Consider the following 13,318-nt stretch of genomic DNA (forward strand, 5'->3'; position numbering starts at 1 on the left):
GGGAGAACGAGTGATCGGTGGGGAAATTTAGGCGGCTTCGAGGGCCTCTATAAATTTGTTGGCCCACCCATCGTTCTAGCTTGGATAAAGCCCGTTCCAGGGTTGGACACAGGTAAGGCAATGACGATTTCTCGACGATGGTTCATGGCAGGCCTGGCGCTGACCGGTGCCGCCGTGCCTGCGGTGTATTACGGGCATCGCGAACTGACCCGACCGGACCCGACCATCACCCCCGGCGAGGCCTCGTTCGACGTGGCGGACGTGGCGGGCCAGCGTCGGGCCGATACGTTGCGGGGCATCTGGACGATCCGCTTCACCGGTTGCGACGCTGGCCTCGATGGCTTGCCCCAGGACGGTCTCCAGGTGTTCCTCGATATCGGCCACAAGGGCCGTGGTCTGGTGGGGTGCCTTGACACCGCCGAGCGGCTGCGCGCGGGGGATGAGCCACGTTATCGGGTGTTGGGCGACCTGGCCGACGCCGATCCGAAGCAACTGAGCTGGCGACTGATCGGCGCCCAGGCCCCGGGCGGCGCGCCGGACTATGAATTCACCATGACCCTGGACGAAGTCTGGGCTGGCTTCGGCAATGCCGGCTCCGCGACGCTCAGCGGTCGTGTGTTGCGGTTGGATCGTCCGCTGGGCCTGCTGGAACTCGACAATCAATTCATCGCCCACAAGCAACCATTCCCCGAAGCCCGCGAACGTACACCGCTGAGCCCGGCGCTGTTGGCCTGGCTGGTGTCGCCAGAACATCGGCTGTTCCACCAGCTCTGGCATGCCTCGCGGGACAAATGGCACACCCTGGACGAAGACAAGCGTAACGCCCTGCGCGGCATCGGTTGGCAGCCCGGCCCACGAGATCAGGAGCGCGACGCCCGCGGCCCGCGCAAGGATCGCAACGGCTCGGGCATCGACTTCTTCTTCATGCACCGGCACATGCTCGGCATCGCGCGTTCGTTCCAGCCACTGCCATCATGGCCGCGCTTCCCGTTGCCGCAACCGGAGCTGGAGCGTGATCGCCAGGGGTTCGCCCGCTATTTCGATAACCTCGACGGCACCGCCTTGCCACCCACCTGGCTGGCCGACGGCGACGAGCAATACGCCCAATGGGTCAGCGACATCAAGACCGCCGAGACCTACCACAGCAATTTCCAGGTGTGGGAATCGCGCTACCGTGACCCGCGCTACCTGTCGAAACTGACCCTGGGCCAGTTCGGCTCGGAAGTGGAGCTGGGCCTGCACGACTGGCTGCACATGCGCTGGGCCTCGGTGCCACGGGACCCGTCCAACGGCCACCCAGTACCGTTCGCCCGTGACCCGGACGACTTCGCCCAGCGCTGGTACGCGCCGGAAAACGACTTCCTCGGTGATCCGTTCTCTTCCCACGTCAACCCGGTGTTCTGGGCCTTCCACGGCTGGATCGACGACCGCCTCGAAGACTGGTTCCGCGCCCACGAACGTTTCCACCCGGGGGAAGTGAGCCGGCTCGAAGTCAGCGGCGTACCTTGGTTCGCCCCCGGCCGCTGGGTGGAAATCGCCGACCCCTGGCTGGGCCCGGACACCCACGGTTGCAACACCACGCCGGGGCTGCAGGCCGGACGCTCGGTGGAAATGGACCCGGAAACCATGAAACTGGCGCTGCGCATCACCTTCGGCAGCGATGACAAAAAGCTCACCGAACTGTTCCGCCGCGTGCCGCAACGGCCGTGGTATGCGCGCAATCTCAAGAGCAAACCCGTTTAACCTTTCCTATTGGATGAACACTGTTGTGGCGAGGGGATTTATCCCCGCTGGGCTGCGCAGCAGCCCCCAGAGCCGGCACCTCGGTGTGTCAGGTGTTTTTGAGGGAGCCGGTTTTGGGGCCGCTTCGCAGCCCAGCGGGGATAAATCCCCTCGCCACAATGTCACTTGGCTTGAGGGTTGTGTTGTAAGGGTTTTTTAGCGCGGCGCGGCGATGTCCAGTGCGCGGTTCGCCAGCAGTTCTGCCAACTCGATCATTTGCTGGATGCCCAGCGCAAAATGGCGCCGCGAGCCTTCCAGTTCAAAAGCTTGCTCGCTTGCCATGACGTTGACCGAAGCGAGGGTTTCGCTGAGGTTGGCCAGAAGGCATTCCATGTCCGCGTCTTCTGCAACCGTGAACAACTGGCCCGGCGCTGGATTGGGTTTTTCAGGCTTGGGATCGAGGTAAAAGGCGAGGGCGCGGTCGGCGGCTTCGTTGAGTTTTTTGGAGTCGTCTGCGGGGGGATTGGGGGTGATCTTGAACATGGTGTAGCTCCTAGTATTCATTTTCAGGAGCCGACACTATCGCTACCAAACGATGGGGTGGCGGCCGTACGCGGGTTGGTAGACCGGAGCACTAGGAACCCGGCGCGCCCGAAGACGCCCTGCGCACGGCCACCATGAAACAGACACCGAGAGAGCATCTGTAGGAGGTGGCGCTTGCGCCTAGTTGACTCGCGGGCTACCAAACCCGATCGCTGAAATCAGCGACCCGGAAACAGTAAAAGCCACGAGCCAGGCGCACAAGCCGGCGGATTCTGGCGCAGTTGTAGGTAACGGCGCAAGGCGATGTAGCCTCACTCGGGAGTCCTACACGACCGGATAAACAGAACCAAAGCCGAACATCTTTGTAAGGAGGGGAATTATCTGTGGCGAGGGGATTTATCCCCGCTGGGCTGCGAAGCAGCCCCAAATCAGCTACCCCCAATACACCTGACACACCGAGGTGCCGGCTCTGGGGGGCTGCTGCGCAGCCCAGCGGGGATAAATCCCCTCACCACAGATGTCACTTGGCTTGAATGTGTATTCGAGGCTTACATCACCCGCCAACCCCCACCCAACGCCTTGTACAACGCCACACTCGCCTGCACCCGCGCCAATCTCAGTTGCACGTTCATGTCCTGGGCGGCGTACAGCGTGCGCTGTGTTTCCAGTACGGTGAGCAAATCCTCGGCGCCGGCCTGGTAGCGGCGCTGGGCGATGTCGAAGGCGGTCTGGGCCTGGTGCAGTTCTTCGCTTTGCCATTGCCGTTGCTGGTCCAGGCCGTTGATGCTGTTCAGGGCTTTTTCGACGTCGGCGAAGCCGTTGATGATGGCGGCGCGGTAGAGCTCCAGCAGTTCCTCCTGGCGCGCGGTGGCCCTGTCTCGTTCGGCACTCAGGCGGCCGTTGTTGAAGATCGGCGCGGCCAGGCCGGCGGTGAGGTTGTAGACGTTGTTGCGCAGCAACTGGTCGGCGATGTCGGCGCCAGTGCCCAGGCTCAGGCCCAGGGTGACGGAGGGCAGCATGGCGGCGCGGGCCACGCTGATGTCGGCCTGGGCGGCAGCGAGGCGCGCTTCGGCGGCGGCGATGTCCGGGCGGCGGCGCAGCAATTCGCTGGGTACGCCGGCGTCGATGGCGGGCCAGTGCAGGCGGTCGAAACCTTCGTCTTCGAGCCCGACCGATTGCACCGGCTGCCCCAGCAGTGTGGCCAGGGTGATCAGCGCCTCTTGGGCCTGCTGCTGCACTTGGGGCAAGCGGCGTTGTTGGGCCGCTACCAGGCTTTTCTGCTGGGACAGTTCCAGGGCCGTGGCGCTGCCGGCGTCGTAGCGGGTCTGCACCAGGTCGAGTACGCGTTGGGCGTTGTCCAGGTTCTGTTCGGCGATGCGCTGTTGCTCGCGCAGGGACAACGCCTGGGTGTAGCTGTTGGCGACGCCGCTGAGCAGGGTCAATTCCACCGTCGCCCGGTCGAACTGACTGGCCGAGAGCGTGCTCAACGCACTGTCCCGGGCCGCCCGCTTGCCGCCCCAGAAGTCCAGCTCATAGGTGGCGCTGAGGTTGGCGTCGTAGTAGTCGATGGTGCGGTTGTCCCGGTCGACGTCCAGTTGGCTGTAGCCTTTGCCGCGCAACAATTCCTGGCGATTGCCGTTGAGCCCGGCTGTGACTGCCGGCAGCAACGGCGCGCCGGCGATCACCGCACTGGCCTGGGCCTGGCGCACCCGGGCCATGGCGGCGGCGAGGTCGTGGCTGTCCAGGCGCGCCTGTTCGATCAGCCGGTTCAACTGTGGGCTGCCGAAGTGCGTCCACCATTGCTGGTTATCGGCGCGCGCGCTGGGCGTGTCGAGGTTCTTCCAGGCCAGCGGCGGCTGGATGCCGCTGTCCGGTGGCGACAACGGGCTGGCGCAGGCCGCCAGTAGCAGGCTGGCGGCCAGGAGGGTCAGGGGCGCTTTCATGGGATGAGGTTCATTCACTGGTGAGGGCCGCGACCGGGTCGAGGCGGGCGGCCTTGCGGGCCGGCATGAAACCGAAGACAACGCCGGTGACCAGGGCGCAGCCGAAGGCGCCGAACACTGCCAGCCATTCGAACGCCACGGCGATCTTGCCCAGCAGCAATGCGCCGCCCACCAGCAGGGCCAGGCCGATGCCGGCGAGCCCACCGACCACCGAGAGCATCACCGCTTCGGTGAGGAACTGGCGCAGGATGTCGCGCTGCCGGGCGCCGGTGGCCATGCGGATACCAATCTCGCGAGTGCGTTCGCGCACGGTCATGAGCATGATGTTCATCACGCCGATGCCGCCCACCAACAGCGAAATCGCCGCGATGGCGCCGAGCATCAGCGACAGCGTGCCCTGGGTGCGGGCCTCGGCCTGGATCATCGCGGCGTTGTTGGTCAGCTCGAAATCCTGCTTGCCGTCGTGCAGGCGCAACAGGGTGCGGGAGACGGCTTGCTCGGCTTCCTTGACCTTGCCCGCGTCCTTGGCGGCGATCACCACGTACTCGGGATGACGACTGCCGAACAGCCGCACGCTGGCGGCGGAGTAGGGCACGGCGACGCGATCGTCGGCGTCCGAATCCCCGGAGCTGGCGCCTTTTTCGGCCAGCACGCCGACCACCTGGAACGGCATGTTCTCGATCAGGATGTAGCGGCCGACGGGGTCGGCGACGTCCTTGAACAGTTTCTGCCGGACCCGGTAGCCGATCACCGCCACTGCGGCAGCGCTACGCTCATCGGCCTCGCTGAAGTAACTGCCCTGGGCCACCGGCCAATTGAAGATGATCGGGAAATTCGTGTCGTTACCGCCGACGTAGCTGGTGTGGTCGAGGTTGCCGAAACGCACGCTGGCGTCGGCGCCGTTGACCGGCATGATCCGCTGCACTTCGGGCAGGGCGGCCAGGGCGGCCAAGTCGTATTCACTGATGATGCCCTTGGCCGCGCGCGGGCTGGGTGCGCTGCCATTGAGGTAGATGATGTTGGAGCCGAAGGCGCCCATCTGGGCCATGACCTGGCGCTTGCTGCCTTCGCCCACGGCCAGCATCACCACCACCGACGCCACGCCGATGACAATGCCGAGCAGGGTCAGGGCGGTGCGGAAACGGTTGATCCACATCACCCGCCACGCGGCCTGCACGGCGTCGAGCAACTCGCCTTTCCAGGCGCCGTTGTGTTCGCTGCCGGCGCTCAGGCGCTGGCGCAGGTCCACGGCCTGCAATGCCTTTGGATGGGCATGGGGCGTGGCCGACTCGGGGCCGGCGCTGTCACTGATGATCAGCCCATCGCGGATCTCGATGATGCGCTTGGCCCGGGCCGCCACTTCGCGGTCGTGGGTGATCAGGATCACCACATGACCCTGGCTCGCCAGTTCGTCGAGCAAGGCCATGACTTCGATGCCGCTCTGGCTGTCGAGGGCGCCAGTGGGTTCGTCGGCGAGGATGATGTGGCCGCCGTTCATCAAGGCCCGGGCAATCGACACTCGTTGTTGCTGGCCGCCGGACAACTGATGCGGACGGTTGCCAGTGCGGCTGGCCAGGCCCAGGCGTTCGAGCAGGGCGCTGGCGCGGGCGTGGCGTTCGGCGGCCGAGGTGCCGGCATAGATGGCCGGCATTTCGACGTTTTCCTGGGCGGTGCCGGACGGGATCAGGTGATAGCCCTGGAACACGAAGCCGAACGCTTCGCGCCGCAACCAGGCCAGTTCATCGCTGCCCAGATTGGCGACGTCTTCGCCGGCAAAACGGTACTCGCCGCTGGTGGGGCGGTCGAGGCAGCCGAGGATGTTCATCAAGGTGGATTTGCCGGAGCCGGACGCGCCGACTATCGCCAGGAATTCCCCGGCGTGAATGGATAAGTCGATGCCGCGCAGCACCTCCACCCGAGGGCTGTCGCCACCGCCGTAGGCCTTGCGAATGTCCCGCAGTTCGATCAGGGGCGTGTTCATTCAGCCTCCGCTGCCGGTGGCCGGACCGATCAGCACCTGTTCGCCTTCGCTCAGGCCGTCGACGATCTGGATGTGCAGTCGATCGCTGACGCCGGTGCGAACGGTCCGCGACTGGACATCGCCATTGTCGGCCAGCACCCGCACCTGGCCGGCGTTGTCCTGTAACGCAGCGGTGGGCACGGTCAGCACGTTCTGGGCCTGGGCCGCGACGAAAAATACCTGGGCAGTCATGTCGGTCATCAGGCTGCGGTCGGCGTTGTCTACGTCGAGCAGCACGGTGTAGAGCACCACCCGTTCGCTGCCGCTGCGCCCACCGCTGGGGCTGCCGCCCTGGCTGGCTTCCAGCGGGCGTGGCGGCACCGGGAGGATCTGGCGAACGGTGCTGCTCCAGCGCCGGCTGCCACCGGCCAGGGTGGTGAAGTAGGCGGTCATGCCCGGTTTGACGTGGTCGATGTCGGCCTCCGAGACTTCGGCCCAGACCGTCATCGGCGACAGCCGGGCGATGCGCAAAATCAATGGGGTTTGCTGCTGGGCGTTGAGGGTCTGGCCTTCCCGCGCGCCGACGGCGACCACGGTGCCGCTCATGGGCGCATAGATCCGCGTGTAGCCCAGCTCGGCCTCGTCGCTGCGCAGGCTGGCCTGGGCCTGGCGGATCTGGGCCTGGAACATGTCGATCCGCGCCTGGGTCGCCCGCACTTCGGCCTGGGCGGTCTGCACGTCTTCCTCGCGGGTGGCGCCGCCGGCCTTGAGTTGCTGCTGGCGGCGGAATTTCTGCTGCGCCAGGTCGTGCTGGGCGCGCTGTTCCTGGAGCTGGGCCTTGAGGTTTTCAATCGAGAAGCGTCCGGCGTCCAGCCGGGCCTTTTGTGTGGAAGGGTCGATTTCCACCAGGAGCTGGCCTTCGCGCACTTCGTCGCCGGCTTCCACGTGAATCTTCTGGATCTGCCCGGACGCCTGGGCGCCGACGTCGACATAACGCCGCGGTTGCAGGGTGCCCAGGGCGGTGACGCTGTTTTCGATGTCGCCACGGGTGACGGGCGCGGTGACCAGGGGCGCCCGGCTTGGCGCGACCGCTTGCCACGCGGCGAAGGCCACGGCTGGAAGCAGGGCGAAGGTGAGAAGCCAGGCGCGTCGGGTAGGACGGGGACGTTTCATGCAGGGTTCCGGCCGGTGATATCGGGTCCGTCGCAGGCAGGGCAGGGACGGGAGGCTGTTCTGGTAAACGAGCGCTTGGGGCGGGAATTTACTGGGTTGAAACACTTGGTAGCAGGTTGAGGGGAAGGCGATTCAACAGCCAGGCCATGATGTTGTGGCGGGTGGCTTTATCTGTGGCGAGGGGATTTATCCCCGCTGGGCTGCGAAGCGGCCCCAAACCAGCCCACTCAATACACCTGATACACAGAGGTGCTGCTTTGGGGGGGGGCTGCTGCGCAGCCCAGCGGGGATAAATCCCCTCGCCACAGATAAATCCCCTCGCCACAGATACATCACCTCACCAACAAAAGCCGTGCTCCGCCTGGGTTGGGATGAGCGAATCAGCTCTGATGCAAACCAAAGCTTTAAATCTATATGAGAATTACTATAAATTACGCGATTGAATCTGCCACTATCGTGCCATTGCCTTTCCCGGGCATGCCGAGTGGGCACAGGGATAGCTGGCGCAGCGATTGCGCACGGGAGTCATGTTGGAAAACTACTATCGCGAGCTGGTGTGTTTCCTGAACGCCAGGCTAGGCAACCGCCAGGCGGCCGAGGATGTGGTGCATGACGCCTATGTGCGGGTGCTGGAGCGCGCCAGCGACACGCCCATCGAACAGCCCCGGGCGTTCCTGTATCGCACGGCATTGAACCTGGTGATCGACGGGCATCGGCGCAATACCTTGCGCCAGGTCGAATCCCTGGAGGTGCTGGACAGCGAAGAGCGCTTTTTCACTCCGTCGCCCCAGACCTGCCTCGACCACGGCCAGCGCCTGGACATGCTCCAGCGTGCCCTGGCCGAGCTGCCACCGCTGTGCCGCGAGAGCTTCCTGCTGCGCAAGCTCGAAGGCCTGTCCCACCCGCAAATCGCCGAGCGCCTGGGCATTTCCCGGGCACTGGTGGAAAAACACATCGTCAACGCCATGAAGCACTGCCGCGTTCGCGTGCGGCAGTGGGACGCGCATTAATCTGCTTACGCCGGTCGTCTCGCGGTAAATTTTTTTTCATTGTCCTCGTTCCTCTCAACACACGACTTGTTGGCCCCCTAAACGCTGGGCAGGTCACCCCAGGCTTTTCGCGCCCTGTTGAGGGCTTTTCCAGAGGACACTGGACATGACACAGGCAATTGCATCGCCCATCGTTCACGACTTGATCGGCATCGGTTTCGGCCCCTCGAACCTGGCGCTGGCCATCGCCTTGCAGGAGCGCGGGCCGGTCCAGGGTGAACTGGACGTGCTGTTCCTCGACAAGCAGGTCGACTACCGCTGGCACGGCAACACCCTGGTGACCCAGAGCGAGTTGCAGATTTCCTTTCTCAAGGACCTGGTGACCCTGCGCAACCCCACCAGCCCGTATTCGTTCGTCAATTACCTCAAGCACCATGGCCGCCTGGTGGACTTCATCAACCTCGGCACCTTCTACCCGTGCCGCATGGAGTTCAATGACTACCTGCGCTGGGTGGCCGGGCATTTCACCCAACAGAGTCGCTATGGCGAAGAAGTGCTGCGCATCGAACCGCTGCTGCACAACCAGCAGGTCGAGGCGCTGCGGGTGATTTCCCGCGGCCGCCAGGGCGAAGAATTCGTACGTACCACCCGTTCGGTGGTGGTCAGTGCCGGTGGTACGCCGCGGATTCCCGAGGCGTTCAAGGTGTTCAAGGACGACGCGCGGGTGTTCCACCATTCCCAGTACCTGGAGCGCATGGCGGGCCAGCCGTGCGTGAAGGGCCAGCCGATGAAGATCGCGATCATCGGCGGTGGGCAGAGCGCGGCGGAGGCCTTCATCGACCTCAACGACAGCTTCCCTTCGGTGCAGGTCGACATGATCCTGCGCGGCTCGGCCCTCAAGCCTGCGGACGACAGCCCATTCGTCAACGAAGTGTTCTCGCCGGAGTTCACCGACCTGGTGTTCCAGCAACCCCACAGCGAGCGCGAGCGCCTGGTCAACGAGTACCACAACACCAACTATTCGGTGGTGGACATCGACCTGATCGAGCGCATCTACGGGATTTTCTATCGCCAGAAAGTCTCTGGCATCGCCCGTCATGCGTTCCGCACCCTCACTACGGTGGAGAAGGCCACGGCCACCGATGCCGGCGTGGAACTGGCGGTGCGCAACAACGCTACTGGCGAGTTGACCGTGCGCCGCTATGACGCGGTGGTGCTGGCCACCGGATACGAGCGGCAGCTGCACCGCACCTTGCTGGAGCCGCTGGCGCAATACCTGGGGGATTTCGAGGTGGATCGCAACTACAAGCTGATCACCGACGAGCGTTGCAAGGCGGCGATCTACATGCAGGGCTTCTGCCAGGCCAGCCATGGCCTGAGCGATACCTTGCTGTCGATCCTGCCGGTGCGTGCCGATGAAATTGCCGGCTCGCTGTATGAGCACGGGAATAATCGCGGGCAGGCGCGTCCGGTGCGCGATCAGTTGCTCGCCGCCGTATAGGTCCTGTGGGAGCGAGTCACTCGCAGGAAATCTATCAGCCAACGCAACCCTGTGGGAGCGAGCAAACTCCCACAGGCCATAGGCGCGGTCACTCGCAGGAAATTCTTCAGAAATTTCCTACACTCACTTCACAGCCTCCTGCTGTTTGAAAGGCTCGGTTCGCTGTTCCCTCGTATTGGCAGTCTGAACCCCTCAGCCGGTCCACCCTGACTGTATGTGCAGTCGGTGTGAGCCGGGCCGACTACGCCAAGCGAAACACCCTGACCAGATGATGTTGCTTTTACGCACAGGCCTGGTGGCGCTGTTGCTGGGCTCATTGAGTGTGGTGCCATCGGTGGGCGCGGCTCCCGAGGCGCTGCGGGTACTCGGGCGCTCCAATGTGAGCGATTATTCGGTGTCCCTGGACGACGCCGACTGGACCTGGCTGCGCCAAAAGGGCACGTTGCAGTTGGGCGCCTCGGCGCCGGACTACGCGCCGTTCAGCATCACCGGCAATGGTCGCGACTATGAAGGCCTGACCGCCGATTATGCGCAATTGCTCGGGCAACTCCTTCACATCAAGGTGCAGGTCCAGCGCTACCCATCCCGTGCCGAATCGCTCCAGGCCCTGCGCGGCGGTGAGATCGATCTGCTCGGCACCGCCAACGGCTTCGAAGCCAGCGACCCGGACCTGGCGATGTCCCAGGCCTATGCCGATGACCTGCCCACCCTCGTGGCCCGCATCAACGACAGCCAGGACTTGCCCAGCGACCTGGCGGGCAAGCGCGTGGCGATGCTGTATCACTACTTGCCGCCGGAGACGGTCGAGGCGTTTTACCCCGAAGCCTCCTTGCAGCTGTTCCCCTCGACCTTGAGTGCCATCGGTGCCGTGGCGTTTGGTCAGGCCGACGTTTATCTGGGGGATTCGATCAGTTCCAACTACCTGATCAGCAAGAATTACCTGAACAATATTCAACTGGCCGATTTTTCGCGCATGGAAGTGCAGCCGTTCGCCTTCGCGGTCAGCCGCGACAACGTGCGCCTGTTGCGCATCATCAACGCCGCGCTGCAAGCCATTCCCGCCAGCGAACAGATGAGCATCCTGAGGCGCTGGAGTGCCGGCGGCGCGAGCATGCCGGGTCAGCAGGCGCTGCACTTCAGCGTCAAGGAGCAGCGCTGGCTGGATGCCCACCCACGGATCAAAGTCGCTGCCAACGAAAATTTCTTGCCGCTGACGTTCTTCGATGAACAAGGCCATTTGCACGGCATCGGCGCCGATGTGCTGGCGAGGATCAGTTTGCGCACCGGTTTGAAATTCGATGTGCAGCGTGGCGACTCGGTTGATGATTTGATCGGGCAGATCAAGAGCGGCAAGGCCGACGTCCTGGCGACCGCCATACCCAGCACCGAACTCGAAGACGAGTTGCGCTTTACCCGACCGTACCTGACGAATCCGTTCGTGCTGGTGGTGCCCGCGCGGGCCAAGGGCCCGCTGACCCTGGACCAGATGGCCGGCAAGCGCCTGGCGCTGGTGCGTGGCAACGTGTTGCGCGAGTTCCTGCTGGAGCAGTTCCCCCGCGTGCAGTTGGTGACGGCACGAAACACCGCCGATGCCATGGCCATGGTCGCCGCCGGCAGGGCGGACGCTGCTGTCAATCCGCTGATCAGCGCCCGCTACATGATCTCCCGCCAGTACCGCGACACGCTGCAGGTCACCAGTACCGTCGGCACCTTGCCCGCGCGCGTTGCGTTGGCGACGAACCGGGGCGCATTGGAGCTTTACTCGATTCTCGACAAGGCGCTGTTGAGTATTTCTCCCGAAGAGATGGACGAGCTGACCAACCGCTGGCGCAGTGAGGTGGTAATCGACGACAGTTACTGGCTGCGCAACCGCACCACCATTCTCCAGGGGTTCACCGTCGCTGCGCTGCTATTGCTGGTGACCTTGGGCTGGGTCATTTACTTGCGGCGCCTGCTGGAGCAATTGCGCGTCGCCAAGGAAAGCGCTGACGACGCCAACCGGGCCAAGACCACCTTCGTGGCGACCATGAGCCATGAGATCCGCACACCGATGAACGCGGTGATCGGCCTGCTGGAACTGGCCCTGAAAAAAGCCGACCAAGGCATCGTGGACCGGGTCGCCATCGAAGTCGCGTCGGGGGCCGCCCATGGCATGCTGGACTTGATCGGCGACATCCTCGACATCGCCCGCATCGAGTCGGGCAAGCTGTCGCTGGCACCGCAACGGGCCAATCTGCATGAATTGATCGAGTCGGTGACGCGGATTTTCGAGGGCCTGGCCCGGCAGAAACACCTGCGCCTGCAACGGGTGCTGGACACCGGGGTCAACCATGACGTGTCGATCGACCCGTTGCGCTTCAAGCAGATCGTCTCGAACCTGTTGAGCAACGCCATCAAGTTCACCGACCAAGGCGAGGTGCGCCTGAGTGTGCGCGGCGAGCCGGACATTGAACACGGGCGCCTGGGCATTTGCCTGCGAGTCGAGGACACCGGCTGCGGGATTTCGCCTGAGGACCAGCGCCGCCTGTTCAGCCCCTTTACCCAGGCCAGCCACACGACCCAGTCGGCCCGCAGCGGTTCCGGGCTGGGGCTGGTCATCAGCCGCACCTTGTGCGAAATGATGGGCGGCACCCTGACGTTGCGCAGCGTGGCGGGGGCGGGCACGCAGGTCGAGATCCTGCTGGACCTGCCCCTGCTCGACGCCTTGCCGACCTCGCCGCCTGTCGAGGCTGAGGCGCTGGTGCCGGGCCCGGCGCTGAGTATCCTGGTGGTCGATGACTACCCGGCCAATCGCTTGCTGCTGTCCCAGCAACTGGGCTACCTGGGCCATCGTGTCCAGGAGGCGCAGAACGGTGTCGAAGGTCTGCACGCCTGGCGCAGCGAGCACTTCGATGTGGTCATCACCGATTGCAACATGCCCTTGATGAGCGGCTACGAACTCGCGCGGGCCATTCGCGACGAAGAGCATGCGCAAAACCTGTCGCCCGGGCTGATCCTGGGGTTCACGGCCAACGCCCAGCCCGAGGAAAAGGACCGCTGCGCCGAGGCCGGGATGGACGATTGCCTGTTCAAACCCATCAGCCTTCGGGCGCTCAATGCGTGCCTGGTTTCGGTCACGCCGGACGTGGGGGCGCCTCAGCCCGACGATGGCATCGACTTGACCAGCCTGGAACAACTGACCGGTGGCGACACGGCCGCCATCAGGGCACTGCTGGAGGAACTGGTCAGCAGCAATGCCGACGATCAAGCGCGACTGTTGCACTTGTCCAGCCGACAAGACTTGCCGGGCCTGGCGGACCTGGCGCACCGGATCAAGGGTGGGGCGCGGATCGTCCAGGCGCAACGGCTGATCGCCGCCTGCGAGGCGCTGGAAAGCGCTTGTCGGGGCGGCGATACGTCGCTGCTCGCCCAAGCCGTGGAAGATATTCGCCAAGCCATCGAGCACGTGGCGGAGCAACTGAAGACCTAACAAGGGCTTCGTCTGGCT

Annotated in this window: 8 protein-coding genes; 4 read left to right on the plus strand and 4 right to left on the minus strand. The window is 64.2% G+C overall.

Annotation, left to right across the window (positions count from 1 at the left end; translation table 11 throughout):
- The first annotated feature begins 120 nt into the window (after positions 1 to 120).
- The gene (locus BT116_RS17150) at positions 121 to 1,743 is read left to right on the plus strand and encodes a pyoverdine maturation tyrosinase PvdP (RefSeq protein WP_170845955.1); all 1,623 of its coding nucleotides are present in this window, start codon (positions 121 to 123) and stop codon (positions 1,741 to 1,743) included.
- A 195-nt stretch (positions 1,744 to 1,938) separates the two neighbouring features.
- Here BT116_RS17150 and BT116_RS17155 read toward each other — a convergent pair whose 3' ends face one another.
- The 4 genes from BT116_RS17155 to BT116_RS17170 all read right to left on the minus strand — a co-directional run bounded on the left by BT116_RS17155 (position 1,939) and on the right by BT116_RS17170 (position 7,341).
- Positions 1,939 to 2,265, minus strand: a complete 327-nt coding sequence (locus tag BT116_RS17155) for a DUF6124 family protein (protein ID WP_072345825.1) — start codon at positions 2,263 to 2,265, stop codon at positions 1,939 to 1,941.
- A 548-nt stretch (positions 2,266 to 2,813) separates the two neighbouring features.
- Positions 2,814 to 4,208 (minus strand): efflux transporter outer membrane subunit, encoded by a 1,395-nt coding sequence (locus BT116_RS17160; protein ID WP_072345828.1) that lies wholly within the window; start codon positions 4,206 to 4,208, stop codon positions 2,814 to 2,816.
- A gap of 10 nt (positions 4,209 to 4,218) precedes the next feature.
- Positions 4,219 to 6,189, minus strand: coding sequence for a MacB family efflux pump subunit (locus tag BT116_RS17165; RefSeq protein WP_072345830.1), 1,971 nt, complete (start codon positions 6,187 to 6,189; stop codon positions 4,219 to 4,221).
- On the minus strand, positions 6,190 to 7,341 hold the full coding sequence (locus tag BT116_RS17170) for an efflux RND transporter periplasmic adaptor subunit (RefSeq protein ID WP_072345832.1): 1,152 nt from the start codon (positions 7,339 to 7,341) through the stop codon (positions 6,190 to 6,192). It abuts the gene before it with no gap.
- 527 nt (positions 7,342 to 7,868) lie between these two features.
- Between BT116_RS17170 and BT116_RS17175 the strand changes: the two genes are divergently transcribed.
- From BT116_RS17175 to BT116_RS17185, 3 genes are all read left to right on the plus strand, one after another.
- A complete protein-coding gene (locus BT116_RS17175) occupies positions 7,869 to 8,351 on the plus strand; it encodes a sigma-70 family RNA polymerase sigma factor (protein WP_072345834.1) in 483 nt (160 codons plus the stop codon).
- A 145-nt stretch (positions 8,352 to 8,496) separates the two neighbouring features.
- Positions 8,497 to 9,831 (plus strand): lysine N(6)-hydroxylase/L-ornithine N(5)-oxygenase family protein, encoded by a 1,335-nt coding sequence (locus BT116_RS17180; RefSeq protein ID WP_072345836.1) that lies wholly within the window; start codon positions 8,497 to 8,499, stop codon positions 9,829 to 9,831.
- 268 nt (positions 9,832 to 10,099) lie between these two features.
- Positions 10,100 to 13,300 carry a transporter substrate-binding domain-containing protein gene (locus BT116_RS17185; protein WP_072345838.1) on the plus strand — a complete coding sequence of 1,067 codons (3,201 nt, stop codon included), beginning with the start codon at positions 10,100 to 10,102 and terminating at the stop codon, positions 13,298 to 13,300.
- Positions 13,301 to 13,318 lie beyond the last annotated feature (18 nt).

Source organism: Pseudomonas sp. NFACC16-2, assembly GCF_900119205.1.
In the GTDB taxonomy this organism is placed as follows: Bacteria; Pseudomonadota; Gammaproteobacteria; order Pseudomonadales; family Pseudomonadaceae; genus Aquipseudomonas; species Aquipseudomonas fluorescens_Q.

Coding starts and splice junctions, on each gene's coding strand:
- BT116_RS17150 (WP_170845955.1), top strand. CDS start 121: ATGACGATTTCTCGACGATGGTTCATGGCAGGCCTGGCGCTGACCGGT.
- BT116_RS17155 (WP_072345825.1), bottom strand. CDS start 2,265: ATGTTCAAGATCACCCCCAATCCCCCCGCAGACGACTCCAAAAAACTC.
- BT116_RS17160 (WP_072345828.1), bottom strand. CDS start 4,208: ATGAAAGCGCCCCTGACCCTCCTGGCCGCCAGCCTGCTACTGGCGGCC.
- BT116_RS17165 (WP_072345830.1), bottom strand. CDS start 6,189: ATGAACACGCCCCTGATCGAACTGCGGGACATTCGCAAGGCCTACGGC.
- BT116_RS17170 (WP_072345832.1), bottom strand. CDS start 7,341: ATGAAACGTCCCCGTCCTACCCGACGCGCCTGGCTTCTCACCTTCGCC.
- BT116_RS17175 (WP_072345834.1), top strand. CDS start 7,869: ATGTTGGAAAACTACTATCGCGAGCTGGTGTGTTTCCTGAACGCCAGG.
- BT116_RS17180 (WP_072345836.1), top strand. CDS start 8,497: ATGACACAGGCAATTGCATCGCCCATCGTTCACGACTTGATCGGCATC.
- BT116_RS17185 (WP_072345838.1), top strand. CDS start 10,100: ATGATGTTGCTTTTACGCACAGGCCTGGTGGCGCTGTTGCTGGGCTCA.